The following is a 24896-nucleotide window of genomic DNA, read 5'->3' as shown; positions in this document are numbered from 1 at the left end:
CGTTCACGTGCTTACGAATAAGTAGAGAAAGCCAATGTCAATCAAGATTAAAACTGCTGAAGAAATCGAACGCATGCGTATTGCGGGCAAGCTAGCCGCAGACACTCTAGAAATGATCGAACCGCACATCAAGGCGGGTGTGACGACAGAAGAATTAAACAAAATCTGTCACGATTACGCTCTAGAGCGAGGCGCTTACTCTGCACCGCTTGATTACCATGGATTCCCTAAATCAATCTGTACGTCAATCAACCACATCGTTTGTCACGGCATCCCTGCGACAGAAGATGAAAAAGGTGCAAATGGCCAAATGAAGCCAGCTGTACTTAAAGATGGCGACATCATTAACGTTGATATCACGGTTATCGTACCTAACGATGAAAACGCAGATCTAAGTGTTCGTCCACAAGGTTACCACGGTGACACTTCTAAGATGTTCCTAGTTGGTGATGTATCTCCAGCAAACAAACGTCTGTGTATGGTTGCTCAAGAATCTCTGTACATCGGCATGCGTCAAGTTAAGCCTGGTGCAACAGTTGGTGATATCGGTACGGCAATCGAGAAGTACATCAAAGAGAACAACAAGAACAACCCACGCAACAAGTTCTCTATCGTGAAAGACTTCTGCGGTCACGGCATCGGTGATGAGTTCCACGAAGAGCCACAAGTGGTTCACTACAAGAACAAAGACCGCCGCGTACTAAAAGAAGGCATGTGTTTTACTATCGAACCAATGATCAACGCGGGTAAATTCGGTTGTACTGTTGATGCTCAAGATGATTGGACGGTTTACACTGGTGACGGTAAAAACTCAGCACAGTGGGAACACACTATCGTGGTAACCAAAGAAGGTTGTGAAGTACTTACACTTCGCAGCGACGATACCATTCCACGAATGATGAAAAACGTTTAATCGCCCATCACTTTCCATATCCCCGCCCATGCGGGGATATTTTTTATCTGCAGCAAATTTGTTAGATTGCTAATAGTTTTGGCTTGCACGGATAGCAAATATGACCCTTCAGTCGCCTCTTACTTTTACCGATGAACAGATAAACATCGGCGAACTTAAGCAAGAACTCGAAAAATTCAGTTCATACCAAAAAGAAGAATTTCTACAGCACCACCCTGTGACCAACCTTGTTTTGTCACGCGCTGAGTACATGGATTTACTCCTCAATCGTTTATGGCAACACTTCGGATTCAACGACATCCATAATATTTCCTTAGTTGCCGTCGGCGGTTACGGGCGTGGTGAGTTACATCCTCTGTCTGATATCGACATTTTGATTCTGTCGAAGAACAAGCTGCCAAATGCTCTGGAAGCTAAAATCAGCGAGTTCATTACCCTCTTGTGGGATTTACGCCTAGAAGTCGGCCACGCAGTGCGCACCGTTGATGAATGTGCAGAGATTGGACGTTCAGACTTAACCGTTGCCACGAACCTGCAAGAAGCGCGTTTGCTTTGCGGAAGTGAAGACACCTTCCAAGCCTTAAAGAAAGTGGTGTTGTCTGATTCTTTCTGGCCGAGCGAAACTTTTTACCGCGCCAAGATTCAAGAGCAACGTGAACGCCACGCGCGCTACCATGACACCACCTACAACCTCGAACCCGACATCAAGTCCACGCCGGGTGGCTTACGTGATATTCACACTTTAAGTTGGGTGGCACGCCGTCACTTTGGCGCAACATCGTTACTAGAGATGAGTCGTTATGGCTTCCTGACCGATGCGGAATACCGCGAGCTGGTTGAATGTCAGGATTTCTTATGGCGCGTGCGTTTCGCCCTACATATTGAGCTTCGTCGTTATGACAACCGACTGACCTTCGCTCATCAAGCTCAAGTGGCCGAACACTTGGGTTATGTTGGTGAAGGCAATCGCGGCGTCGAAATGATGATGAAGGAGTTCTACCGCACCCTGCGTCGTGTGGCAGAGCTGAACAAGATGCTGCTCAAACTGTTTGACCAAGCCATCATCAACGGCGGTGCCTCACAAGACGCTGAAATTATCGACGAAGATTTCCAACGCCGTGGCTCCCTGATCGAGGCTCGCAAACCCGCGCTGTTCCAAGCTCGTCCTGAAACCATTTTGGATATGTTCTTGCATATCGCCAATGATTCGAGCATCGAAGGCGTGAGCCCTCCTACGTTGCGTCAGTTACGTACTGCGCGTCGTCGATTGAACAAGTTCTTGCACACTATCCCTGAAGCGCGTGAAAAGTTTATGGCGCTGTGTCGTCATCCAAATGCGCTGCATAAGGCGTTCAGTCTAATGCACAAGCTTGGCGTACTAGCGGCCTACCTTCCGCAATGGAGCCAAATTGTCGGTCAGATGCAATTCGACCTATTCCATGTATATACCGTGGATGAGCACAGTATTCGTCTGCTCAAGCACATTAATACCTTCAGCTACGCCGAGAACCACAGCAAGCATCCAATTTGCTGCGAAGTTTATCCTCGAATTCAGAAGAAAGAGCTACTGATTCTGGCCGCGATTTTCCATGATATCGGCAAAGGGCGTGGTGGTGACCATTCGGTGATTGGCGAAGGTGAAGCATACGACTTCTGTATTGAGCACGGTTTGTCTAAGCCAGAAGCGAAACTAGTAAGTTGGCTAGTAAGGCATCACTTACTGATGTCCGTGACGGCTCAACGCCGAGACATTTACGATCCGGACGTGATTACCGAGTTTGCCAAGCAAGTACGTGATGAGGAGTACCTTGAGTACCTTGTGTGTCTGACGGTAGCCGATATCTGCGCGACCAACCCTGAGCTTTGGAACAGCTGGAAACGCACCTTGCTCGCAGAGTTATTCTATTCCACACAACGCGCACTGCGCCGGGGTCTAGAAAACCCTGTCGATGTGCGTGAGCGTATTCGTCATAACCAACAAATGGCTTCTGCCCTATTACGCAAAGAAGGCTTCTCTGCTCGTGAAATTGAAGTGCTGTGGCAGCGCTTTAAAGCCGATTACTTCTTACGTCACACTCACAAGCAAATCGCTTGGCACTGTGAACATTTACTTCGTATGGAAGATCCAAGTAAGCCGTTGGTTCTGATCAGTAAGAAAGCCACACGTGGCGGTACCGAAGTATTCGTTTACAGTCCAGATCAACCAGCGCTGTTTGCTACCGTCGTTGCTGAGCTTGACCGTCGCAACTTCAACGTACATGACGCGCAAATCATGACCAGTAAAGATGGTTATGTACTCGATACCTTTATGGTACTGGACCAACACGGTAAAGCGATTGAAGAAGGTCGTCACAGTGCAGTGACCAAACACATTACGCACGTACTGGAAGATGGTCGTCCGACAAAAATTAAGACGCGCCGTACACCAAATAAACTTCAGCATTTCAACGTTAAAACCAAAGTCGACTTCCTGCCAACCAAGAGCAAAAAACGCACTTTGATGGAGTTTGTCGCTCTCGATACACCGGGGCTTCTGGCGAAAGTGGGTCGTACCTTTGCTGATTTGGGCATTAACCTTCATGCAGCAAAAATCACCACCATTGGTGAGCGCGCTGAAGACTTGTTTATTCTGACGAGTGAAGCCGGCGGCAGGCTCAGTGAAGAGCAACAAGACGAGCTGCGTGAAAAGCTGATTGAAAAACTCTCTGACCCAGTTTCGGCTTGAGAGAAAACCAGCGCTTGATCAACAACTAAGGTGGGCAAGAACGATAGCGATCTTGCCCACAAGTTGAGCAATTTGACTAAATATCAGCTATCTAGCTCATAAATGGGCTGCTACAGTTGTATGGACTCCAATTCAATATACAGAGGTAGCCTATGTATCCACACCTCACTGGTTTGGGCATCCATGACCCGAAACAGATTGAACGTTACTCCCTGCGCCAAGAAGCACACAAAGACGTCCTAAAGATCTACTTTCACAAACAGAAAGGCGAGTTTTTCGCTAAGAGTGTGAAGTTCAAATACCCACGCCAAGTTAAAAATGTATTAGTGGATAGCGGCAGTCATAAATACAAAGAAGTAACCGAAATCAACCGTAACCTGACGCTTGTGATCGATGAGCTAAACAAGATCACCAAGCCTGTGAAAGTGGCTGAAGTGGATGTAAAAGAAAAGATTCTCTCTGATCTTCGTCACTTGGAGAAAGTCGTTTCCAGCAAGATCGCCGAGATCGAAGCGGATCTAGAAAAGCTGAAATAAAACATTAAGACTGAAAAATTAAAAAGGGGTTGGTACCGATACCAACCCCTTTCTTTGTTTAATACAGCGAATAGCGGATCAACCTAACCGCTTATTGCACCAACGATGCATCCCACTCAAATCTCGCAAATAACTGCTGCCAAGTTTCATCGATATTGGCTTTCATCACGATTTCTTCATCGGTAAACGGATGCACAAAGCGCAACTCTGATGCATGCAGCAACAGTCGATGAGAGTCGAATTCGGTACGGTACAACTTGTTGTGCTTGCCATCACCGTGTGTCGTATCACCAACGATTGGATGACGTAGGTGAGCCATGTGACGACGCAACTGATGCTTACGCCCTGTCTTTGGCTTCATTTCCATCAAACAGTATCGTGTGGTCGGGAACTTACCTGTTGAATAAGGTACTTCCACTTTTGCCAGCGGTTTGTATGCCGTTACTGCTTCTTGTGCTTCTTTCTCTTGCGAAGCAAACTTATCGGCAATCTTATCGAGTTCGACTTTCAGAGCGTAATCCAGTACGCCTTCTTCCTCGATCCAGCCTCGAACGATCGCATGATAGGTTTTCTCCATCTTGTGCTCAGCAAACATAGGCATGACTTGTGAAGCAACTTCACTGGATAAAGCAAACACAAGTACACCTGAAGTTGGGCGATCCAAGCGATGCAGTGGAAACACATGCTGACCAATTTGATCGCGCAGCGTTTGCATCACGAATTGAGTTTCATGCTTATCCAACCAACTACGGTGCACTAGCATTCCGGCAGGTTTGTTGACCGCAACAAAGTACTCGTCCTGATAAACGATCTCTAATACAACGGGTTCAACGGATGGTGATGTTTCTTGTTCTGACATTGAGGTTACTTACATAGTTCGTCGATGGTTCGAATAGTCACTAATAGCTCGGCGTAATGCGGCTCTTGTTTCCACGCTTCTGCAAAATACGGCTCAATAGAAAAGCCACGTGGCAAAGGTTGGTTACTTTCCACTAAAGCATGCATACGGGCAATAAAGATCCACTGCAGCCACTCATGCGGATGAAGTGTATCAATAGCAAATGGTTCCGTACTTTGCAGTGCTCTTTCCGATGGCATAGTGTGCTGCCACAGATCATGATGGCGCAATTGTGCTTCAAGTTGTTGAAGTAAGTCGACCAATTGGGTGTTTGTTGCCATTAATTCCGCCTCGAACCTTGAATTAGCCGAGAATGATACCATTTCTTGTGAAAAGAACATTAGGATGTCGTATTTAATGGAAAACATTCAAACCCTCACTCAGCTGTTAAACAACAGCCATTGTGAATATCAAATCTTCGACCTTGGTCGTCGTATCAAAACCATCGATGCACAAGTGTTTGCGGATGTGGAAAAAGGCCAGTGCCCTTACCCATTCCCAATGCAGCGTAAAGCGCACCTCGCAATCGCGTACTGGAATGAGCAAAAGCAGCCTTGGATTTGGTTTCTAAAGTTTGAGCTGGATGAGCGTGGTTTGCTTAAGCAATCCGACATCGGAAACTTCATTAAATACGTCGTTGAAGCGATGGGTACTCGCCTGAGTGAGGAAATGTCGGAAGAGCAACAACAAAAGCTTTCTAACAACCCATACACGTTTAAACCTGCAGAAGAAAAGATGGCAGTCTTCCATAGCCAAGTTCGCGCAAACTTGGACTTACCCACCAGCCAATACTACGAGCATACTCAGCACTACTTTACGGGCGGTTTAGGCTGGGAAAACTGGCAAACAGTTGGTCTGCAAGGTATTACTGATATGGCGGCTCGTCTGGGTAAAGAGCAAAATGCCGTGACTTTGCGTAAAGCCCTTAACTACTTACCCAATGAACCGCTATACGCCCTACTTGGTGCGTTAGAGCATGTTGATTTGCAAGAACGTTTGGCAGAGCGCATTGCCGAGAAAGCGCAGCAAGAAATCGAAAGCAACGAACCTGACTTGTTCTTACTCTCCGCTTTGATCCGAGCTCTGGCAGGCGCACCAACCGATATTTCCTTGCCAATCTTGAAAGCAATTTTACAAAGCCCACGTTTGAGCCACCAAGAAGTATTAATCGGCATCGCTGGCCGTACTTGGCACCTACTCGCTGACGCAAGCGTCGCTGAGCAATTTTTGCTGCGCCTCGCACAAACTGGGAACCAAGCCCTATTTAATCAATTGTTTGCCGATTTGGTTATGCTGCCAGAGCTAAGAATGGTATTGCTACCTTTGCTGCACTCTAGCCCATCGGAAGAGCTAGCGACGGCATTAGTCAAACTGCAGCAAGCAACAAAGGGATAATAAAGGATTAGGGATGATCGGTGACCTACTAGCCATTTTAGGACTGTGCTTTTTTTGTTTTTTGTTTTGGCAACAACGACGTCAGTCAGAGTTGGCAAAAGCGGCTATTTCGCGTAAGTGCGATCAGTTAGATTTGCAATTAGTCAGCATTGCATTTGGTGCGCATAAATTGAAAACGCCAGACGGAATCTGGCGTTGGCATACAGTGTATCAATTTGAGTTTTCATCCCTTGGTGATGATTGCTACCAAGGCGAGTTAACGATGATCGGGTTTAGGCCGCTGAACTTTCACCTACCGCCACATCGCTTGTAAATTCCATTTCAAAGTAAGGGCCGTAAAGGTCCTTGCTTTCTCTCGTTTTTGTAAATCCTAGTTTTTCCAGCACTGCCATGGATGCTTTGTGGTGGCTATTCACATTTGCTTTGACTTTGTGTAGCCCAAGCTCACGGCACGCTTTCGGGAAAAACGCCTTTAGCGCTTCTGTCGCTAACCCTTTACCCCAATAAGCTTTATCAAAGATAAACCCTAGCTCTGGTTCATGATCTAGGTTTGAAATGAACACGTGTCCCATATAATCACGGCTGGTACTCTCAAGCACCGCCATACTGTGGACATTCTCATCGTCCAGAATCTTCTCAAACAACTGTTTGGCAGAAGACACGGTATGAGGTCCATTCATCTCTGCGCGATTTTTAGCGCAGCAATTCAACATCACGAACTCTAGTTGCAACGACTCATTGTAGGGTAGAAGAAGCATTCTTCTGGTTACTATGGTCACATCTGTTCCTTGATTACAGCAAACTTAATTTATCCGCATAGCAGAAGCTCAAGAGCTATCGATTGTAAAAACCATCGATTTGTATACGGCACATAACGCCTTTTAGAGAAGCCGAAAGTTAAACCAACTGATTGGAAAGGATATTGATCTGGATTGTTTTTTATTCAGTGTTATGAGGAATTTATAAATAATGTGATATCGCCTACTTTCAATCATCCAAAAATATGAAAGCGCGATAAATAAGAAAGACCCCGACACAAAAGTATCGGGGCCATAGTCTTACTCGCAGCAGTCCGGCTACTAATTAGTGCTCCATGCATCATCCATAATAGTGGCTGAATCCGTCAGCTTAGTCCTTACGTCGCCGTCCTAGCGGTGTCCTTATCATCCTGATTGCTAACATTCCCCGTTAGCACACATCACTTGTTCCTTGAGCGGTGTCCTTTGCATCGTCCTGATGCTGTCCTTACCTCAATCCTATGAGGGGTCCATTGTCTATCCTTAGTCATCAACATCCTATTGATGAATGTATCCTTACAATGTCCTACGCTCCTTGCTTGATCACTCATCCTGAATAATCAAATCGTCGTCCTGACGATGACCAAATCCTTGGTGCTTTCCTGTTCCATGTCTGCTTCCTGCCGACAAGGTTTAATTTACGCTTTTCCCTTTAAATCACAATCTACCCGAGAAAATCTTTTGTTGAAAAACTTCGTTAACAGCATGTTAAAATGATATTTTTCATACACTTATAGACAAAACATTCTGTTTGGCTGATGACGAAATCGTTTTCTCTCACAACCCGTGTGAGAGATCTCGCACAAGGCACTGCCGAAATTGCTATTCGCTAAAATCAACCGCGCAAAGTATGATGATAGAAGTCATTTTAGTAGGGACAAATTATGTTAACTCAAGACGTCACTAAAGAGCTGGAAGCCGTGATGGAGCAGCTACAGCAGCAAGGCAAAGAGCCCACTGTGGCTCTGGTCAAAGCACGAATGAAAACGCCCGTGCCGATGCCTGCATTAATCGCAACCATCAAAAGTTGGAAGAGCGCAAACCGTATCCCTAAAGTGGAAGTAGCGGTACAAACTCCGAAAGAAGAAGATCGCATTGTTGCGCTGGAGAATACCGTGGCGAAGTTGGTTGCTCGAGTAGAGGAACTGGAAGCAAAACTCAATGAGAAAACATCATGAAGCTGTGGGTAGATGCGGATGCTTGTCCGAAAGTAATCAGAGAGACGATTGTACGCGCTGCTGAGCGCACAGGCGTTGAATGTACATTTGTAGCCAACCATGTGGTACCTGTACCAAAACGTGCCAATATCCACTCTTTGCAAGTCCCTGCTGGTTTTGATATTGCCGACAATGAAATTGTTCGTCGTGTCGAAGCCAATGACTTAGTGATCACCTCTGATATCCCATTGGCAGACGAAGTGATCAGCAAAGGTGCTCAAGCACTGAGCTCACGAGGCGAGTTATATACCAAAGACACCATCAAAGCGCGCTTGAATATCCGTGATTTCATGGACACCATGCGCTCAAGTGGCATTCAGACTGGTGGCCCTGCAGCTTTGTCTCAAACGGAGCGCAGAGAGTTCGCTAACCACCTCGATAGAATCCTTGCCAAGCGTTGATTGCGCCTCCCCCTCGCATGAAAATCATTCGTTGATGAAATAGGAATCACAAAACTCCGTTCTTTGTTGTTAGAACAAGAACGGAGTTTTATTTATGAAGTCACGGATTGCCTTTTCTCTCACTTTGCTTTTATCGAGCCCTCTTTCATTTGCTAACAATGAGTCTTTTGGCATTGTTGGCGGCAGTGTCACCTATGGCGAAAGCGTGTTTTCCATCAAAGACACCCCTCAGCTTGGTGCAACACCGAATCTATTTTATTCAGGACCGATAGGTTTTATCGATGGCAGCTTAGCCAACTGGCAAGCATTACCCTACGTCGGCGTATCGGCCAATTGGCGTTTTGCAGAAGTCTCCGATACCTTTGCCGATTTGCCAAATGGCATCCACGACCGCGATGGTAATGGTGAGCTTGGTATTACCTTAGGAACGGTTGGTGCGAGACTGACTTATTTGCACGATGTCACTTCAGAACACAATGGCTATGAAGTTCAATTGCATCTCGGTCGGACGTTAGAAACTTGGTTGCCACCTTTTACCCTGACTCCATATCTTGAAGTCGACTATCGTGACAAAAAACTCTCTCACCACCTCTACAGTGTTTCTGCACAAGAGGCCGCTGCATCTGGGTTAAACGAGTTCAAAGCCGACTCTACTTTTGTTTATCAAGCGGGAATTATCGGTTTGTATGAGTTCACACCATCTTGGATTGGCATTTCTAAAGCTGAGTTTGTGCATCACGATAGCGACAGCCCTTTAATTCAGCGTGATGTGGGATGGTCGTTTGAAGTCGGCCTAACTTATCGCTTCGCCGGACTTTAAACAAAAAAGCCTGCGATAAACGCAGGCTTTGAGAGCTGAGTGAGGTTGCCAATTAAGGCGTGTAGTACGTTGCCGCACCAGGACCAACTGGTAGACCAAATACGAATACCCATAGGTAGAACAACACACTCCAACCTACGATAAAGCAGATTGAGTATGGCAGCATGGTCGCAATCAACGTACCGATACCTAGGTTCTTCATGTAACGTGTTGCTACTGCAAGGATAAGACCGAAGTAGCTCATCATTGGAGTGATGATGTTCGTCGTTGAGTCACCGATACGGTAAGCCGCCTGAATCGTTTCTGGCGCGTAACCCACAAGCATTAACATAGGAACGAAGATAGGTGCTGTTACAGCCCACTGTGCCGATGCAGAGCCGATCATAAGGTTAATGAAGCCACACATTAGGATGAATGCGAAGAACAACATTGGGCCAGTTAGACCGATGCTTTGTAGGAAGTCTGCACCCGCGACTGCGAATACTTGACCAAAGTTAGTCCATTTGAAGAAAGCAACAAACTGAGCGGCGAAGAATACCAATACAATGTACATACCCATTGAAGACATTGACTTCGACATTGCGTCAATCACGTCACGATCGTTTTTCATCGTGCCAACCACTCGGCCGTACACAAAACCAGGAATCGCGAAGAACACAAAGATGAATGCTACGATACTCTTCAGGAATGGAGAGCCTGCAACCGTGCCTGCATCAGAACGCAGAACACCATCAGCAGGAACGATAGTCCATGCCAGTAGCGCCGATACTGCTAGAACAGCGATACCCGCCAGTTTAAGACCTTTCTTCTCTACGTCAGTCAGTGTACCCATCTTGTCTTGAGACAGATCTTCCGCTGCTTCTTCATCGTTGTATTTGCCAAGTTTCGGCTCAACGATTTTCTCCGTTACAAATGCACCGGTAATCGCGATAAAGAAGGTAGAAACAAACATGAAGTACCAGTTTACTTCTGGGCCTACCGTGTAAGTTGGGTCAATCATCTGTGCAGCTGTTTCAGTGATACCTGAAAGCAATGGGTCAACCGTACCAATCAGTAGGTTTGCTGAGTAACCACCAGATACACCAGCAAATGCGGCTGCTAGACCAGCAAGTGGGTGACGACCTAATGAGTGGAATAGCATTGCAGCTAGTGGGATCAATACCACGTAGCCAAGCTCAGAAGCCGTGTTTGAAATGATACCTGCGAAAACAACAGTAACGGTAACCATGCGCTGAGAAGCGCCCATTACTAGGCCACGCATTGCAGCAGAAAGTAGTCCAGAATGTTCTGCAATGGCAACACCAAGCATCGCAACCAAAACCGTACCTAACGGTGCGAAGCCAACAAAGTTTTTCACTAGGTTAGTAACAATCAGTTCTAAGCCGTCAGCATTGAGCAGACTGATTACTTGAATCATACCGTCCGCTGCACGACCCGGTGCGCCTTCTGGGCGAGGATCCATGACTGCGACTTCAAAGTAGCCCGCGATACCGGACATCACTAGGATTGCAAGACAGAAAATGGCGAAAAGTGTGATTGGGTGGGGTAAAAGGTTCCCCAAATATTCAACTGTATCTAAGAAGCGCGTAAATAGTGGCTTCTTTGGCGAGTTTTGTTTCATTGAAGCAGATGAACTCATCTGTTCCCTCCTTGTATTTATTCCTGCGCATTTGTGACAAAAATGTCATAAAGCTTGCGCAGGGTACTCGACACAAGGGTTAAGTAAAAGTTCAAAACGTTACAGAATGTAACTTAAAGGCGGATTTATGACCTATTATCGATAAAAATATAGTTATATCACCCACATATGGATCATAAATCAGCATTATAAGTAACTGCATCCCATAAATTATTACGATATTTATGGTTATTTCTGCACCGCCTTGAAGCGCGGGTTCGACTTACAAATAACGTATAAACGCCCTCTTCTTTTTACGATTTGGCAATCAGGGTGTCGGCTTTTTGCGCTCTTTAATGATTTAACAACTTTCATCTCTTAGTCCTTATCTTTATTAAATTGACCAAAGCGACGATTAAAGTTCGCAATACGACCTTCCGCTTGAACCACACGTTGCTTACCGGTGTAAAACGGATGAGAAGCGGATGATACATCGAGAGTGAAATATGGATAAGTTTTGCCATCTTTCCATTCGATAGTGCGATCAGTGTGTAGTGTCGACCCCACAACAAAGTACTCATCTACGCTTGTGTCGTGAAATACCACGGGGCGGTATTCTGGGTGGATACCTGGTTTCATATTAATTGTCCTTTCGATTAATTGTTATGTTATAACAATGCAATTAAGAATTATTATCAACAAAAAAGCAAGCGGAATTTTGTGGTACTTTAGTTTCCATCTCCCATGCATAAGACAACGTATCCATGTATTCCATTGAGCCTATTGGCGTTATTGAAAGCCCATACAAAGAGAAATTTGCTGTCCCTCGCCAACCTCGTTTGGTGCCAGCCGCGCGCTCACGCGTCAAACTTCAAGGCACAGCAAATAGCCCAGAAGCCGTGCGCGGATTGGAGCAGTTTTCTCATGTTTGGTTGTTGTTTTTGTTTGATCAGAATTTAGAAGCCGGATGGAAACCAACTGTGCGCCCGCCTCGTTTGGGCGGCAATGAGCGTATTGGTGTGTTTGCTTCACGTTCGACCTTTCGCCCGAATGGCATTGGTATGTCAGCGGTAGAAGTTAAAGGTATCAGCAAGCAAGGCGATCAGATCTATTTGGATCTTGGTAACGTAGACTTGGTCGATGGCACGCCAATTGTTGATATCAAACCATACATCCCCTACTCAGATTCTATTGCAGAGGCACAAGGTGGCTATGCGGAAGACGAACCTGAAAAATCACAGGTCGACTTCTCTTCAGTGGCACTGGCAGCACTCGAAAAGCGTGACGATACTGAGTATGTCAAAACAGTGATCGAGCAGGTTCTGGCGCAAGATCCTCGTCCGGCTTACAAGAAAAACAAGCCTGACAATAAGGAATATGCGGTAAATTTGTTCGATCTGAACGTTAAGTTCACGGTTAGCGATAACTTAATAACAGTTACTGCGATTGAAAGCTTTTGACAAAGGCATTTGGCTGATATTATAAGCGGCTAACAATTTTCCCCTTGTGGGACCTTCATACTCCTGTCCATTCTGGCTTGAGTATCTAACTTTAATAAACGGATAAATTTAATGCGTACCAGTAATTATCTTCTTTCTACTCTGAAGGAGACTCCAAACGACGCAGAAGTAGTGAGCCACCAGCTCATGCTACGCGCGGGTATGATCCGTAAGCTGGCTTCAGGTCTTTACACCTGGCTGCCTACTGGTCTACGTGTGCTGCGTAAAGTCGAAAACATCGTTCGTCAAGAAATCGACAATGCAGGTGCAGTCGAAACTTTGATGCCCGTTGTTCAGCCGTTTGAACTATGGGAAGAGACAGGTCGTTCTGAGAAGATGGGTCCTGAGCTACTTCGCTTTACTGACCGTCATACTCGTCCGTTTGTTCTTAGCCCTACAGCTGAAGAAGTGATCACTAGCCTTGTGCGTAACGAAGTGAGCTCTTACAAACAGCTTCCGCTAAACCTGTACCAAATCCAGACTAAATTCCGTGATGAGCGTCGCCCACGTTTCGGCGTAATGCGTGCACGTGAATTCTGCATGATGGATGCATACAGCTTCGACATCGACAAAGAAGGTCTAGAGAAATCTTACCAAGCGATGCACGATGCTTACTGTAAAGCATTTGATCGCATGGGTCTTGAGTACCGTCCAGTACTTGCTGACTCTGGCGCTATCGGTGGTAGTGGTTCTCAAGAGTTCCACGTACTTGCTGAAAGCGGCGAAGACCTAATCGCATTCTCTACTGAGTCTGATTACGCAGCGAACATCGAAAAAGCAGAGGCGGCAGCACCTGCAGGTGAGCGCGCTGAACCAACTCAAGAGATGACGCTGGTTGATACGCCAAACGCGAAAACAATCGCGGAGCTTGTAGAGCAACACGGTCTAGCAATCGAGAAGACAGTAAAAACTCTATTCGTTAAAGCGTCTGATGAAGTAGATGCTGACATCATCGCTCTTATCGTTCGTGGTGACCACGAGCTAAACGAAGTGAAAGCAGAAAACCTACCTCAAGTTGCTTCTCCACTAGAGATGGCATCTGAAGAGGAAATGCGTGCACTGATCGGTGCTGGCGCTGGTTCTCTTGGCCCTGTAGGCCTTGAACTGCCATTCATCGTTGACCGCTCTGTTGCTGTAATGAGTGACTTCGGCGCAGGCGCAAACATCGACGGTAAACACTACTTCGGTATCAACTGGGGTCGTGACGTTGAACTAGGCCAAGTTGAAGATCTACGTAACGTAGTAGAAGGCGATCCAAGCCCATGTGGTCAAGGTACGCTAATGCTTAAACGTGGTATCGAAGTTGGTCACATCTTCCAACTAGGTAACGTTTACTCAGAAGCAATGAACTGTGGTGTTCTTGGTCCTGACGGCAAGAACGTAATCCTAGAGATGGGTTGTTACGGTATCGGTGTTTCACGTGTTGTTGCTTCTGCAATCGAGCAGAACCACGACAAATACGGCATCATCTGGCCAGACGCACTAGCACCTTTCCAAGTTGCTATCGTTCCAATGAACATGCACAAGTCTGAAGAAGTGAAAGAAGCGGCTGAGAAGCTGTACGCTGAACTAACAGCTATGGGTATCGAAGTACTATTCGATGACCGTAAAGAGCGTCCAGGCGTAATGTTCTCTGATATGGAACTTATCGGTATTCCTCACACTATCGTGATCGGTGATCGTTCAATGAAAGAAGGCAACTTCGAGTACAAGAACCGCCGCTCTGGTGAGAAGACAGCCGTTGCAATGGCAGACATCGTTGAGCACGTTAAAGCTCAACTACAATAAGCTGCACTAAGCACGTTGTGCTGAATATATAGCGATGAAAAGGGTTGGCTTCGGTCAGCCCTTTTTTACACCTGATTTTTTAAGTGTGTAGACCCTCTCTAATATTTGCGCTGTTAATCTTTGGTTCAGATTTATCACCTTACACTGGATTCAATCTAGTAAGGAGGTTACTCATGGATCTAAAAAGTCTTCTTAACCAAGCACTCAAATCAGACCTACTTAAACAAGGTAGCGATGCGCTCAGTAAACAAACGAGCAATATCAAATCATCATCAAGTTCTAGCCAGCTAAAAACGCTTGGTGCAGGCGCGATTGGTGGCGGCCTTATCGGCATGTTAATGGGCTCTAAGAAGAGCAAAAAGATGGCCAAGAAAGTCGGTACGGGCGCACTCAAAGTCGGTGGCGCAGCGGCATTAGGTGCTTTGGCTTACAAAGTCTATAACGATTGGCAAGCAAAACAGGATACACAAGGTGTCAACGAAAGCTTCGATCCTGATGACAACAAACATGCAAAACTGATCCTCAAAGCCATGATTGGTGCAGCGAAAGCCGATGGCCATGTCGATGAACAAGAAATGGCTCGCATCGAACAAGCACTGACAGAAATGGGCGCAGATGATCATGTAAGACAGTTGGTTCATCAAGAGCTACACAAGCCTCTCGATCCGGCGGAAATTGCACGCTTGGCGACCTCTCCACAACAGGCTTCAGAAATATATCTGGCATCACTGATTGTGGCCGATGAGCAAAACTTTATGGAAAAAGCGTATTTGCAGGAACTTGCGAAGCAACTCAACCTTGCTCCAGAAGTGACGCATCAATTGGAAGCACAGTTGCAGTGATGAATGTTTGCTCAAGTTGCTTGTTAACTTGAGCCAAAACAATTCTCTGCTTTGAGTTTCAAAACGGCTATGTGTATATTTGAGAGCAGTTATCATTTATTAAGGATTTAGCCATGCAAGTATACGGCTGTTGTGAATTAGTTCGTGAGCTTTACGCTCAAATCGGTAGTGGCGATCAAGCTTACGTGCCTCAAGCAATCTCGTGTGCCGTAAGAGCACTGAATGACGTTGCGGCAGACGAGTCTCTACCAAAAGACGTGCGTGAAAAAGCGGCGTTTGCTGCGGCAAACCTACTGATCTCTGATTTCGAGGATAAGTAATGAATCTAGCGAACTTCGAATCCATGGACCCAATCATGCTGATGAGCATCGTCAACATGAAGCTACGTGACGACTTCGGTGGTGATCTGGATAAGCTGGTTGCATTCTTTGATATCGACCGCGCAGCACTTGAAGCAAAACTGGCAACAGCGGGTTTTGACTTTCTGCCTGACGCAGGTCAATTCCGTTAACCGTTCATCGCGACGGACAACATAAATAACGAATAGAAAAAAGGGCTTGATGCATTCATCAAGCCCTTTTCTTTTATGCTTTGCGTAAGCCGATTAACCAAATGAAGCCCAGATGACCGTCGCGACCAGAATCGGACAAACAAACTTCACGTATGCTGGCCACAACTTACCGAACCAACCTTGAGTGAACTCAGGACAACCTTGTTCAAGCTCTTTGATTTTTGAGTGACGATTCCATACCCAGCCACCAAATAGACAGAACAATAACGCCGCCATAGGTTGTAGATATTGCGTTGCGATGGTCGCAACCATGCCAAACAGTGCGCCGAAGTTAAATACGATAACCACACTGAACAGAGCAATCAGGCCACCCAATACCCAACTTGTCGTGCTGCGCTTAGTGTTGAATCGCTCACCCACCAAAGCAACCGGACATTCAAGCATCGAGATAGAAGACGTCAATGCTGCAATCGTCAGTAGTAAGAAGAAAACAATTGAGAACAGTTGACCAAGCAAACCTAAGCTATCAAACATCAGCGGTAGAACTGTAAATACCAGTGTATCTGAACTTAACAGCGAACCATCTTCTGCATAGATTTGAACGCCTTTTTGCATCGCAACGAACATTGCAGGCATCACCACTAGACCAGCAATAAAGGCAACTGCGGTATCGACCATAGTCACGTTCATCGCCATCTTCGGCAAGTTCTCTTTCTTACTTAGGTAAGAGCCATAGATAAGCATCGAACAGCCACCGATGGTCAGTGAGAAGAAACCTTGGCCCATTGCGGCAAGGATTAGTTTGCGATCCCATACTTTCTCGAAATCAGGCACTAGGTAGTGCTTCAAACCTTCCATCGCACCGTTTTGCGTCATGATGTAAATGAACAGCAAACCGAACAGAACAAACAGTGCTGGCATTAGACGCGTAGACCACTTTTCAATGCCCTGTTTTACGCCGCCTTGTACGATCAAAATGGTTAATACATAAAATGTAATCGTACCGAACAAGTTGCGTTCAACGCTGAAGCCTTTCAACCATTGTGTCGCCGCTTCCATGCCCATGATATCGGTCACTGCACCCAGCATAAAGCAGATCAACCAGCCGCCTACAATCGAGTAAAACGCCAAAACCGCACTTGGCACACTCAGGCCAATCCAACCAACTAGGCCGCCAAGCTTCTTGCCCACAGGGTTGTCTGTTAGAGAACGCATACTGTCTACTGGGTTTGCTTGGCCATGACGACCAATCGCCATTTCAACCACCAGCATTGGGAATGCAACGATAAGAATCATCACCAAGTACACCAACAAGAAGGCACCGCCGCCGTTACTTGCTGCTTGGGTAGGAAAGCCCCAAATGTTACCTAGACCCACTGCAGCACCTGCTGCCGCTAAGATGAATCCAAGGCGCGAGCCAAAATGCTCACGAGGCTGAGAAGAAGTTTGTTGTGTCATACCACTCACACAAAATATCAATGAACTAGCTGACTAGTACACTATAGCAATATCTTCTACTCAACAAGAGTCATTAGGTTAATTACTCGACAATCAGATCAATTAGCAGACATTCAGTTTGTAAATTTCCACGTACATCTCATATTCGCCAAGTATCGTTTTCTGTCTTTTTGATGAATTTATAAATCAGCGTGAAGTGAGCCGAAAAATAATGAGCCGAGTTGTAAAGTCCGAATAGTTCAGCGTGATTTCGTGTTGAAAAGTGAAACATAACGCTTCGAATTTCTCTCCTGAAGTCTATTTATCAACTAGTTATCTAACTATATCTGTTCATGTTCTTACGAACATCGAGTAACTCAAGGAGAGAAAAATGAAGTTCACTCTACTGCATGGTGCAGTGATAGCCGCTCTTAGTGTTAGCTATCAAGCTCAAGCCTACAACTGCCAAAACTTATCAACGTGGGATAGCGCAACCGTCTATAACTCTGGCGATCAAGTGCAAACCAAAGGCGCTGCGTATGAGGCTGCTTACTGGACTCAGGGTAATGATCCGGTAAACAACTCAGGCCCATGGGAGGCGTGGAAAGGCCTTGGACAATGTGATGGTGGCGGTACAAACCCCCCTCCAACGGTGTCTTTCTCCTCTCCTGCAGATAATGCTCAGATCCCTGAAGGTAGCGTAATCACTTTGTTAGCGAACGCTGCTGACGAAGACGGCCAAGTGGCTCAAGTCGAATTTCTTGCTGGTAACCAGACCGTTGCTGTTGTTACCCAATCCCCTTTCCAAGCTAACTGGACAGCAGTAGAGGGTGTCTCTCAGTTAACGGCAATCGCCACCGACAACGAAGGTGCGGTAACCACAACCAATGTTTCTATCTTCGTTCAACCGCAAACCGAACTACCACCTCCAACCGTTTCTCTAACGAGCCCAACAGGCACGGAAACACCAAGTGTGGGTGACACTATTTCGGTAACGGCCGATGCAGCAGACAGCGATGGTTTAGTCACTCAAGTTGAGTTCTTCATAAACAACCAATCCGTTGCCGTCGATACTGCGGCTCCATATGAATACGTCTGGACGGCGGCGGTCGGTACTCATACCTTCAAAGCGCAAGCAACCGATGATTCAAACCTGACAACTATGAGCCAAGAAGTCTCGCTCATCGTCAGCGATTCCAGCTCTGGTGGCTGTGCAGATGCTGTACCTTATGTAGCTGGTAACCGCTATGAAGCAGGTACACTCGTCTCTAACCTCAACCAGAAATACCGCTGTGATGTTGCAGGTTGGTGTTCTTCTGATGCAGCCTGGGCTTATGAGCCGGGTGAAGGTTTGTACTGGCAGGATGCGTGGACTGGGCTAGGAGCCTGTTCTACACCGCCTCAAGTTGCTATCACCGCACCAAGCGAAGGACAAGTCTTGCTCGCAGGTGACAGCGTTGAAGTCTCGGCGGATGCCAGTGATGCAGACGGTAATGTGACTCAAGTAGAGTTCTTCGCCAATGGCACCAGTTTAGGTGTGGTTGCTCAAGCACCATATTCCGTTCTATGGAATGCAACGCTAGTTGGCGCGAATCAACTAAAAGCCGTTGCCACAGACAACGATAACAATACGTCCGATTCTGTCGTTAACGTAACGGTGAGTGACCAAGATTTGGTGATTTCATTGACTTCACCGAGTGCAGGTCAAACCGTCGGTTTAGGTAAAAATCTCGTTCTAAGCGCGGATGCAACCTCACTAACCTCTGGCGTGAAACACGTCGACTTTATGGTGAACGGTGCGATTGTCGCAACAGACACGACGGCACCTTACTCGGCGGACTGGACACCTGCCGCGATTGGTAGCTTTACGGTAAGCGCTCAAGCTACCGACCTTGCAGGTACAACAGCGCTTTCTGATGCGGCATCGATTACCGTTGTTGAACAAACTGAGAAACGTCATAAGCTGATTGGCTACTGGCACAACTTCGTGAACGGTGCGGGCTGTCCTATTCGCCTAGCGGATATGTCTGATGCATGGGATGTGATTGATATTGCCTTTGCAGAAAACGACCGTAACAGCGATGGTACAGTGCACTTCAACCTGTATTCTGGTGACATCTACAGTGATTGTCCTGCGCTAGACCCAACTCAATTCAAGCAAGACATGGCCGCGCTGCAAGCTAAAGGTAAGAAGTTCGTTCTGTCTCTTGGTGGTGCAGAAGGCACAATCACGCTCAACACAGACCAAGATGAAGCAAACTTCGTGTCTAGCCTAACCGCATTGATTGCCGAATGGGGCTTCGATGGTTTGGATGTGGATCTAGAAAGTGGCTCTAACCTGCTGCATGGTTCGCAAATTCAAGCACGTTTAGGTGGTGCTTTGTTGCAAATCGAGCAGAACATGGGCGGCGATATGTACCTAACCATGGCACCTGAGCACCCTTACGTACAAGGTGGCTACATTGCTTATAGCGGAATTTGGGGAGCGTACATTCCTGTTATTAACGAAACACGCAGCACACTCGATCTGCTACACGTTCAGTTATACAACAACGGCGGCCTGCCAAACCCTTACCTGCCAGGTTCTGCGCCAGAAGGTTCTGTGGATATGATGGTGGCGCAGTCTAAGATGCTGATTGAAGGTTTTGAATTGGCAGACGGCACCATGTTTGAGCCATTGCGTGATGACCAAGTGGCGATTGGCTTGCCATCAGGTCCAAGCTCAGCTAACTCAGGTCAGGCGCCAACACAGAACATTCTAGACGCGCTAGACTGTCTGACTAAAGGCACGTCATGTGGCACAGTGAAACCAGCGTTTAACTACCCGAATTACGCAGGTGTGATGACATGGTCAATCAACTGGGATGAGCATGATGGCTTCAACTTCTCGAAACCAGTGGGCGATAAGCTAACTCAGATGAATGCGGAATAACTCGAATAGATACTGAATAGTATCCATATAAAAAGAGCGCCGATAACAGGCGCTCTTTGTTATTTGTGTTTCGCGAATTAGATCGTGAAGACTTGGTAATCTTTTAATGCTGGGATCTTCTTCAGCAGATCTTGTTCTTCACCCGCCATATCATCCAGTGATTCACACAAATCTTCCGCTTGTTTCTCTACGTCTTTCGAATGCTCAGCTAAGCGCTCTTGTACCTTGGCTTGCAGTTCCGTCATGCTTTCAGACAGCGCAGTTAAGTTCAAACCACCATCTTCTTTCATCTTGGCAGACAAAGCGTCAAATGCGCTGGTTAGGAATTCTTTGTTAAAGATTTCTTGTGCCTTTTCGAAGTCTTTTGACCATGATTCTGTCATCGAGTCAAAACTGTCAGCAGGTAGAATAAAATCACCGTCTTTGTAGTAACGGGCTTCTACATCGGCAAAGAAATCCTTTACCGCAACCTTAACGTTATCAAACGAGTCAGGCGCATCAAGGCTTACTGCGATATCATCGATGATGTCATTTGCTAGGGCTAAGCCATCACTCGCGAGCTGTTTCGCTTGCGGAATATAAGCATTCATCTTCTCGCGGTAACTTTCAATTGCCGCTTTTTGATCATCGTCTAGCTCGATCATTTCACCTTTGATGAACAGGTTATTGTCTTCATCGACGACCGCTTTTTCACCATTGGCATGTACGATTTCTAAGTTCTGACCATCCATACGAACTTCGTTGTTAATATCAACGCGACACTGAGCTGCGTAGCCACTGGCACTGATAGTCAACAAGGAGAGCGTGAGCAGTTTCTTCATTACTTTCTCTTTTTCATGGTTATTCTGTTTAACTATAACAGCCAGCTATGGGTGGGATGTCAGCAAATCGTCACGACTTCATAACAAGTTGTTTTATCGCCAATTTTCATCTCCACTTCCTCCCCTTCTTCTTTCCCCATCAAAGCACGACCAAGGGGGGATTTCGGCGTAAGAACAAACACCTCTTTGCCTTGCCATTCGACAGTCAGCCCGCCAGAGCAAGGACCGATAAAGAAGGCTTTTTCAACATCGTTCTCGTCCACTAATTCCACATAAGCACTAACCGCGATACGAGCATCAACAAAATCACGTAACACAAGAGTTCGGTACTGGCGAAGCTCTTCTTCACTCTCTTGCACGCGCATCGCTTGCCCATGCGCGAGGTAAGATGCCTCTAAAGCGAGTGTATCGTACTTATGCTCAGGCACGGTTTCTTCATCCGTTGCGGCGTCAATCGCTCTCTGAGTCGAGGCATGAGCAACTTGCAGTTTATCTTCGAGTTGTTGAATGATTATTTGGACTAAATCGACTTTGTTCATACTTTTAGGGCGCGCGTTTGGCACTCAGGGTGTGTTAATGTAACCCAGTTTATCATCAAACCAAGGTTTCCCTATTATGCAAAGTGACTCGCTTCAGCAAACGCTTCAATCCGTGTTCGGGTTTGACTCATTAAGACCCGGCCAACAACCGGTGATTGAAGCTGTAATGAACGGACACTCAGCCGCTGCCATCTTCCCAACTGGCTCAGGGAAATCGCTTTGTTACCAGCTTCCAGCTACTCAGTTACCACACCTGACGTTAGTGATTTCACCGCTTCTTGCATTGATGAAAGACCAACTTAGTTTCTTACAAGGCAGAGGCATTGCTGCGGCATCTATCGACAGTAGCCAAAGCCGTGAAGAAACTCAGCAGGTGATGGCTGGCGTGAAGAATGGGCATATCAAGATTTTGATGATCTCGGTAGAGCGACTCAAGAACGAACGTTTTCGCGAGTTCATTCGTCAAATTCCACTTTCTCTCATGGTGGTCGACGAAGCGCACTGTATCTCGGAGTGGGGTCATAACTTCCGTCCTGACTACCTTAAACTGCCGCAATACCAGCGCGAACTGAATATCCCTCAAACACTCTTGCTGACTGCAACCGCTACGCCAGCAGTCATCGAGGACATGCAAAGTAAGTTTGATATCGCTGGCGAGAACATTACCGTTACCGGTTTCTATCGCTCTAATCTTGATATTTCGGTACTTCAATGTGAAGAGGAAAATAAGCTAACTCAATTGAGCGACATTATTGCTACCGCACCGAAACTGCCAAGCATCGTGTACGTGACTCAACAGCAAACCGCAGAGCAAGTTGCTAACTCACTGATTCGTTTGGGTATCAATGCTCACGCTTATCACGCAGGAATGAAGAGCGACATTCGTGAGAAAATCCAACAGCAATTTATGGACTCGCAAATCGACTGCATTGTCGCCACAATAGCCTTTGGTATGGGTGTAGATAAATCCGATATTCGCCGTGTGATTCACTTCGATTTACCGAAATCAATCGAAAACTACGCACAAGAAATTGGCCGAGCGGGACGTGATGGGCAACGTTCTGAATGTATTCTTCTGGGTAATACCTCTGGCCTAACGGTATTAGAGAATTTTGTTTACGGCGATACGCCTGAGCCAAGCTCAATCAATTATGTATTGGAACAAATTCGCGAGAACACGCCTCAATGGGAAGTGATGGCGCTGCGCTTATCTCGCGACAGCAACATTCGCCAACTGCCGCTGAAGACCTTGTTGGTTTACCTAGAGCTGGCAAAAGTGATTGAAGCCAAATACAGCTATTTCGCAGAATATCGCTTCAAGTTCTTGCAAGACCGCTCTTTCATCCTCAATCAGTTCCAAGGCGAGCGCCGCCAGTTTATTGAAGCTATTTTTGCTTGCTCGACCAAAGCGAAAGTATGGTGCCAAGTGGATTTAGAAGCGTTGTGGATGAACTATCAATCTGAGCGCAGCCGTGTGGTTGCGGCGCTTGATTACTTCCACCAAAACGGTTGGATTGAATTAGAAAGTAAACAGCTCACGGATGTGTATTCGGTTCTCCCTGCGACTCAAAACCAAGAAGCGACCTCTCAACATTTGGTTGAACTGTTCCAATCTAAAGAACAAAAAGACATTGAACGAATTCATACGATGTTGAATCTGTTCCAATCATCGGACTGCTTGAGCTATCAATTAGCGCATTACTTTGCTGATCACCATGCACCGACGCAATGCGGCCACTGCTCAGTATGTCGTGGACAAGTCGCATCATTCCCTCAACCACAGCAAGAACAACCCGAACTGGCACATTTATCTGCTTGGGTTGATGAGTTTGTTCAGCTTTCACCAACGGCGATCAGTAATGCCGCCGTAGCTCGATTCCTATGTGGTATTAGCACGCCAATCATCACTCAACTTAAAGCCAGTAAACTTCGAGGCTATGGTTCAATGGCAAATGTCTCCTTTGAACAAGTGCTCAAGCAAGTTGAGTTAGCGCGAGCTTAGAAGAAACTCAATTGCCGTGCTTGTTCTTCAGGCTTGAGCATCACACTCAAGCCTAACAAGCGTATCTCTCGGCCGTTTTGGCGCTTAAGAATGTCTCTTAACAGAACTTTGAAATCTTCGAGCTCAAGTTGAGGGTGAATGTGCTCAATCGTTGTGAGTTGAAAGTCAGCAAACTTGAGCTTGATACCCTGCTTGATGATCGATTTATCTGGACTGGCTTTTTCTAAGCGTCTCTCCAGTTCAGGGTACAACTTATCTTCAATCACCTTCCAACATTCATCGTAAGTCGAAATGTTTTCGCTAAAGGTTCGCTCTACTCCAACCGATTTGCGTTCTCGCTCCACTACCACTTCACGATCATCAATACCATGGCTGCGTTTCCAAAGCGAAGCACCTTGACGGCCGAACTGACGCAATAGTTCACGGTAATCACTGTTTTTTATGTCTTCACATAGATAGAAGCCAGCCTGATGGAGTTTCTCTAAACTCACTTTGCCAACACCTGGAATCTTTTCCAAAGGCAATTTATCGACCACCTCTTGGACTTTATCGGGTGGAATCACAAACTGGCCATTGGGTTTGTTCATGTCGGAGGCGACTTTGGCAAGAAACTTAATCGGAGCAATGCCTGCAGATGCAGTAATTCCCAGCTCATTTCGGATATCATTGCGAATCGATTCCGCAATCAAGGTCGCGGAACCACGACATACCGTAGAGTCGGTAACATCGAGATAAGCCTCATCAAGAGAAAGCGGTTCAATCAGCGATGTATATCGTTCAAAAATGGCGCGAATCTGCTGAGAAACTTGTTTATACACGTGCATGCGCCCCGGAACGACGAGGAGGTTCGGACATAGTTGTAATGCTCTTGCGGTTGGCATTGCACTGCGTACACCAAACTTACGTGCTTCATAATTACACGTGCTGATGACACCTCTCTGCTTCTCATGGCCACCTACTGCAAGCGCAATCCCACGGTAATTTGGATTGTCTCGCATTTCTACCGCCGCATAGAAACAATCCATATCTACGTGAATAATTTTTCTTACTCGCTCAATCACGCTCTACACACAAATACACTGTTCAAAAACACAGTATAGCTACAAATATACGTATTGGAAATACTGTTATCTGGAGTCAATATTGGAAATTTTTGTCGGAGTTTTTAATAGCGATGTATTCATATTTCGTTATTATTGATTCAA

At 46.3% G+C, this 24896-nt stretch carries 25 protein-coding genes; 15 read left to right on the top strand and 10 right to left on the bottom strand.

Annotated elements, in window-relative coordinates:
• Positions 1 to 34: 34 nt before the first annotated feature.
• The 3 genes from map (at position 35) to ACLIIY_RS02645 (ending at position 4174) form a co-directional block, all read left to right on the top strand.
• Complete coding sequence (gene map / locus ACLIIY_RS02655) at positions 35 to 913, top strand: type I methionyl aminopeptidase (RefSeq protein ID WP_005436764.1); 879 nt, start codon at positions 35 to 37, stop codon at positions 911 to 913.
• A 100-nt stretch (positions 914 to 1013) separates the two neighbouring features.
• Positions 1014 to 3638 carry a bifunctional uridylyltransferase/uridylyl-removing protein GlnD gene (glnD, locus tag ACLIIY_RS02650; RefSeq protein WP_020195492.1) on the top strand — a complete coding sequence of 875 codons (2625 nt, stop codon included), beginning with the start codon at positions 1014 to 1016 and terminating at the stop codon, positions 3636 to 3638.
• A 152-nt stretch (positions 3639 to 3790) separates the two neighbouring features.
• The gene (locus ACLIIY_RS02645) at positions 3791 to 4174 is read left to right on the top strand and encodes a DUF3461 family protein (RefSeq protein ID WP_005436760.1); all 384 of its coding nucleotides are present in this window, start codon (positions 3791 to 3793) and stop codon (positions 4172 to 4174) included.
• Positions 4175 to 4265: 91 nt separating this feature from the next.
• Here the strand turns inward: ACLIIY_RS02645 and truC are convergent, their stop codons facing one another.
• Together truC and ACLIIY_RS02635 are read right to left on the bottom strand one after the other, a co-directional pair.
• On the bottom strand, positions 4266 to 5033 hold the full coding sequence (gene truC, locus ACLIIY_RS02640; protein WP_005436758.1) for a tRNA pseudouridine(65) synthase TruC: 768 nt from the start codon (positions 5031 to 5033) through the stop codon (positions 4266 to 4268).
• Positions 5034 to 5038: 5 nt separating this feature from the next.
• Entirely contained in the window at positions 5039 to 5353 is a 315-nt protein-coding gene (locus ACLIIY_RS02635; protein ID WP_331419028.1) for a YqcC family protein, read from the bottom strand.
• 76 nt (positions 5354 to 5429) lie between these two features.
• Between ACLIIY_RS02635 and ACLIIY_RS02630 the strand changes: the two genes are divergently transcribed.
• Positions 5430 to 6467 carry a DUF3549 family protein gene (locus tag ACLIIY_RS02630; protein WP_434528084.1) on the top strand — a complete coding sequence of 346 codons (1038 nt, stop codon included), beginning with the start codon at positions 5430 to 5432 and terminating at the stop codon, positions 6465 to 6467.
• Between the two features lie 13 nt (positions 6468 to 6480).
• Entirely contained in the window at positions 6481 to 6780 is a 300-nt protein-coding gene (locus ACLIIY_RS02625) for a DUF3301 domain-containing protein (protein ID WP_009707427.1), read from the top strand.
• Here ACLIIY_RS02625 and ACLIIY_RS02620 read toward each other — a convergent pair.
• Positions 6740 to 7225, bottom strand: a complete 486-nt coding sequence (locus ACLIIY_RS02620) for a GNAT family N-acetyltransferase (protein WP_005436752.1) — start codon at positions 7223 to 7225, stop codon at positions 6740 to 6742. The genes ACLIIY_RS02625 and ACLIIY_RS02620 overlap by 41 nt on opposite strands.
• 923 nt (positions 7226 to 8148) lie before the next feature.
• Between ACLIIY_RS02620 and ACLIIY_RS02615 the strand changes: the two genes are divergently transcribed.
• The 3 genes from ACLIIY_RS02615 to ACLIIY_RS02605 all read left to right on the top strand — a co-directional run bounded on the left by ACLIIY_RS02615 (position 8149) and on the right by ACLIIY_RS02605 (position 9702).
• Positions 8149 to 8442, top strand: a complete 294-nt coding sequence (locus ACLIIY_RS02615) for a hypothetical protein (protein WP_009707429.1) — start codon at positions 8149 to 8151, stop codon at positions 8440 to 8442.
• Entirely contained in the window at positions 8439 to 8882 is a 444-nt protein-coding gene (locus tag ACLIIY_RS02610) for a YaiI/YqxD family protein (protein ID WP_005436748.1), read from the top strand. Before ACLIIY_RS02615 ends, ACLIIY_RS02610 begins: the two co-directional genes overlap by 4 nt.
• Before the next feature lie 94 nt (positions 8883 to 8976).
• A complete protein-coding gene (locus ACLIIY_RS02605; protein ID WP_434528083.1) occupies positions 8977 to 9702 on the top strand; it encodes a MipA/OmpV family protein in 726 nt (241 codons plus the stop codon).
• 52 nt (positions 9703 to 9754) lie between these two features.
• On the opposite strand, the gene ACLIIY_RS02600 is transcribed toward ACLIIY_RS02605, so the two are convergent.
• The 3 genes from ACLIIY_RS02600 to ACLIIY_RS02590 all read right to left on the bottom strand — a co-directional run bounded on the left by ACLIIY_RS02600 (position 9755) and on the right by ACLIIY_RS02590 (position 11959).
• Positions 9755 to 11341 (bottom strand): AbgT family transporter, encoded by a 1587-nt coding sequence (locus ACLIIY_RS02600; RefSeq protein ID WP_009707431.1) that lies wholly within the window; start codon positions 11339 to 11341, stop codon positions 9755 to 9757.
• 228 nt (positions 11342 to 11569) lie between these two features.
• Positions 11570 to 11695, bottom strand: a complete 126-nt coding sequence (ykgO, locus tag ACLIIY_RS02595) for a type B 50S ribosomal protein L36 (protein WP_009847431.1) — start codon at positions 11693 to 11695, stop codon at positions 11570 to 11572.
• Between the two features lie 3 nt (positions 11696 to 11698).
• Positions 11699 to 11959, bottom strand: coding sequence for a type B 50S ribosomal protein L31 (locus ACLIIY_RS02590; protein ID WP_009707432.1), 261 nt, complete (start codon positions 11957 to 11959; stop codon positions 11699 to 11701).
• Positions 11960 to 12084: 125 nt separating this feature from the next.
• Here ACLIIY_RS02590 and tsaA point away from each other — a divergent pair, with 125 nt between their 5' ends.
• The 5 genes from tsaA (at position 12085) to ACLIIY_RS02565 (ending at position 15960) form a co-directional block, all read left to right on the top strand.
• Positions 12085 to 12780 carry a tRNA (N6-threonylcarbamoyladenosine(37)-N6)-methyltransferase TrmO gene (tsaA, locus tag ACLIIY_RS02585; RefSeq protein ID WP_171370574.1) on the top strand — a complete coding sequence of 232 codons (696 nt, stop codon included), beginning with the start codon at positions 12085 to 12087 and terminating at the stop codon, positions 12778 to 12780.
• A 111-nt stretch (positions 12781 to 12891) separates the two neighbouring features.
• Positions 12892 to 14607, top strand: a complete 1716-nt coding sequence (locus ACLIIY_RS02580) for a proline--tRNA ligase (RefSeq protein ID WP_051119236.1) — start codon at positions 12892 to 12894, stop codon at positions 14605 to 14607.
• Between the two features lie 173 nt (positions 14608 to 14780).
• Entirely contained in the window at positions 14781 to 15449 is a 669-nt protein-coding gene (locus tag ACLIIY_RS02575; RefSeq protein ID WP_039986258.1) for a tellurite resistance TerB family protein, read from the top strand.
• A gap of 113 nt (positions 15450 to 15562) precedes the next feature.
• Entirely contained in the window at positions 15563 to 15769 is a 207-nt protein-coding gene (locus ACLIIY_RS02570; protein ID WP_005529380.1) for a YaeP family protein, read from the top strand.
• Entirely contained in the window at positions 15769 to 15960 is a 192-nt protein-coding gene (locus ACLIIY_RS02565) for a DUF4250 domain-containing protein (RefSeq protein WP_010449802.1), read from the top strand. Before ACLIIY_RS02570 ends, ACLIIY_RS02565 begins: the two co-directional genes overlap by 1 nt.
• 93 nt (positions 15961 to 16053) lie before the next feature.
• On the opposite strand, the gene ACLIIY_RS02560 is transcribed toward ACLIIY_RS02565, so the two are convergent.
• Positions 16054 to 17418, bottom strand: a complete 1365-nt coding sequence (locus ACLIIY_RS02560) for a sodium-dependent transporter (RefSeq protein ID WP_005436738.1) — start codon at positions 17416 to 17418, stop codon at positions 16054 to 16056.
• 370 nt (positions 17419 to 17788) lie between these two features.
• Between ACLIIY_RS02560 and ACLIIY_RS02555 the strand changes: the two genes are divergently transcribed.
• Positions 17789 to 20329, top strand: coding sequence for an Ig-like domain-containing protein (locus ACLIIY_RS02555; RefSeq protein WP_434528082.1), 2541 nt, complete (start codon positions 17789 to 17791; stop codon positions 20327 to 20329).
• A gap of 77 nt (positions 20330 to 20406) precedes the next feature.
• Here ACLIIY_RS02555 and ACLIIY_RS02550 read toward each other — a convergent pair whose 3' ends face one another.
• Positions 20407 to 21150: a YggN family protein gene (locus ACLIIY_RS02550; protein ID WP_009707438.1), complete on the bottom strand. Its 744-nt coding sequence runs from the start codon at positions 21148 to 21150 to the stop codon at positions 20407 to 20409.
• Between the two features lie 59 nt (positions 21151 to 21209).
• On the bottom strand, positions 21210 to 21689 hold the full coding sequence (locus tag ACLIIY_RS02545) for a GreA/GreB family elongation factor (protein ID WP_038895679.1): 480 nt from the start codon (positions 21687 to 21689) through the stop codon (positions 21210 to 21212).
• Between the two features lie 76 nt (positions 21690 to 21765).
• Between ACLIIY_RS02545 and ACLIIY_RS02540 the strand changes: the two genes are divergently transcribed.
• Positions 21766 to 23691 (top strand): RecQ family ATP-dependent DNA helicase, encoded by a 1926-nt coding sequence (locus ACLIIY_RS02540; protein WP_434528081.1) that lies wholly within the window; start codon positions 21766 to 21768, stop codon positions 23689 to 23691.
• Here the strand turns inward: ACLIIY_RS02540 and dinB are convergent.
• Positions 23688 to 24752, bottom strand: a complete 1065-nt coding sequence (dinB, locus tag ACLIIY_RS02535) for a DNA polymerase IV (protein WP_032803015.1) — start codon at positions 24750 to 24752, stop codon at positions 23688 to 23690. The two genes, ACLIIY_RS02540 and dinB, sit on opposite strands and share 4 nt — an antisense overlap.
• Positions 24753 to 24896 lie beyond the last annotated feature (144 nt).

This window comes from Vibrio sp. K4, from assembly GCF_051122595.1.
Lineage (GTDB): Bacteria > Pseudomonadota > Gammaproteobacteria > Enterobacterales > Vibrionaceae > Vibrio > Vibrio owensii.
The sequence above is the reverse complement of the archived record's forward strand: the minus strand, read 5'-3'. Positions and strand labels throughout refer to the sequence as shown.

Excerpts from the sequence above, each read along its gene's own strand:
- map (WP_005436764.1), top strand. The coding sequence starts at position 35 with ATGTCAATCAAGATTAAAACTGCTGAAGAAATCGAACGCATGCGTATT.
- glnD (WP_020195492.1), top strand. The coding sequence starts at position 1,014 with ATGACCCTTCAGTCGCCTCTTACTTTTACCGATGAACAGATAAACATC.
- ACLIIY_RS02645 (WP_005436760.1), top strand. The coding sequence starts at position 3,791 with ATGTATCCACACCTCACTGGTTTGGGCATCCATGACCCGAAACAGATT.
- truC (WP_005436758.1), bottom strand. The coding sequence starts at position 5,033 with ATGTCAGAACAAGAAACATCACCATCCGTTGAACCCGTTGTATTAGAG.
- ACLIIY_RS02635 (WP_331419028.1), bottom strand. The coding sequence starts at position 5,353 with ATGGCAACAAACACCCAATTGGTCGACTTACTTCAACAACTTGAAGCA.
- ACLIIY_RS02630 (WP_434528084.1), top strand. The coding sequence starts at position 5,430 with ATGGAAAACATTCAAACCCTCACTCAGCTGTTAAACAACAGCCATTGT.
- ACLIIY_RS02625 (WP_009707427.1), top strand. The coding sequence starts at position 6,481 with ATGATCGGTGACCTACTAGCCATTTTAGGACTGTGCTTTTTTTGTTTT.
- ACLIIY_RS02620 (WP_005436752.1), bottom strand. The coding sequence starts at position 7,225 with ATGCTTCTTCTACCCTACAATGAGTCGTTGCAACTAGAGTTCGTGATG.
- ACLIIY_RS02615 (WP_009707429.1), top strand. The coding sequence starts at position 8,149 with ATGTTAACTCAAGACGTCACTAAAGAGCTGGAAGCCGTGATGGAGCAG.
- ACLIIY_RS02610 (WP_005436748.1), top strand. The coding sequence starts at position 8,439 with ATGAAGCTGTGGGTAGATGCGGATGCTTGTCCGAAAGTAATCAGAGAG.
- ACLIIY_RS02605 (WP_434528083.1), top strand. The coding sequence starts at position 8,977 with ATGAAGTCACGGATTGCCTTTTCTCTCACTTTGCTTTTATCGAGCCCT.
- ACLIIY_RS02600 (WP_009707431.1), bottom strand. The coding sequence starts at position 11,341 with ATGAGTTCATCTGCTTCAATGAAACAAAACTCGCCAAAGAAGCCACTA.
- ykgO (WP_009847431.1), bottom strand. The coding sequence starts at position 11,695 with ATGAAAGTTGTTAAATCATTAAAGAGCGCAAAAAGCCGACACCCTGAT.
- ACLIIY_RS02590 (WP_009707432.1), bottom strand. The coding sequence starts at position 11,959 with ATGAAACCAGGTATCCACCCAGAATACCGCCCCGTGGTATTTCACGAC.
- tsaA (WP_171370574.1), top strand. The coding sequence starts at position 12,085 with ATGTATTCCATTGAGCCTATTGGCGTTATTGAAAGCCCATACAAAGAG.
- ACLIIY_RS02580 (WP_051119236.1), top strand. The coding sequence starts at position 12,892 with ATGCGTACCAGTAATTATCTTCTTTCTACTCTGAAGGAGACTCCAAAC.
- ACLIIY_RS02575 (WP_039986258.1), top strand. The coding sequence starts at position 14,781 with ATGGATCTAAAAAGTCTTCTTAACCAAGCACTCAAATCAGACCTACTT.
- ACLIIY_RS02570 (WP_005529380.1), top strand. The coding sequence starts at position 15,563 with ATGCAAGTATACGGCTGTTGTGAATTAGTTCGTGAGCTTTACGCTCAA.
- ACLIIY_RS02565 (WP_010449802.1), top strand. The coding sequence starts at position 15,769 with ATGAATCTAGCGAACTTCGAATCCATGGACCCAATCATGCTGATGAGC.
- ACLIIY_RS02560 (WP_005436738.1), bottom strand. The coding sequence starts at position 17,418 with ATGACACAACAAACTTCTTCTCAGCCTCGTGAGCATTTTGGCTCGCGC.
- ACLIIY_RS02555 (WP_434528082.1), top strand. The coding sequence starts at position 17,789 with ATGAAGTTCACTCTACTGCATGGTGCAGTGATAGCCGCTCTTAGTGTT.
- ACLIIY_RS02550 (WP_009707438.1), bottom strand. The coding sequence starts at position 21,150 with ATGAAGAAACTGCTCACGCTCTCCTTGTTGACTATCAGTGCCAGTGGC.
- ACLIIY_RS02545 (WP_038895679.1), bottom strand. The coding sequence starts at position 21,689 with ATGAACAAAGTCGATTTAGTCCAAATAATCATTCAACAACTCGAAGAT.
- ACLIIY_RS02540 (WP_434528081.1), top strand. The coding sequence starts at position 21,766 with ATGCAAAGTGACTCGCTTCAGCAAACGCTTCAATCCGTGTTCGGGTTT.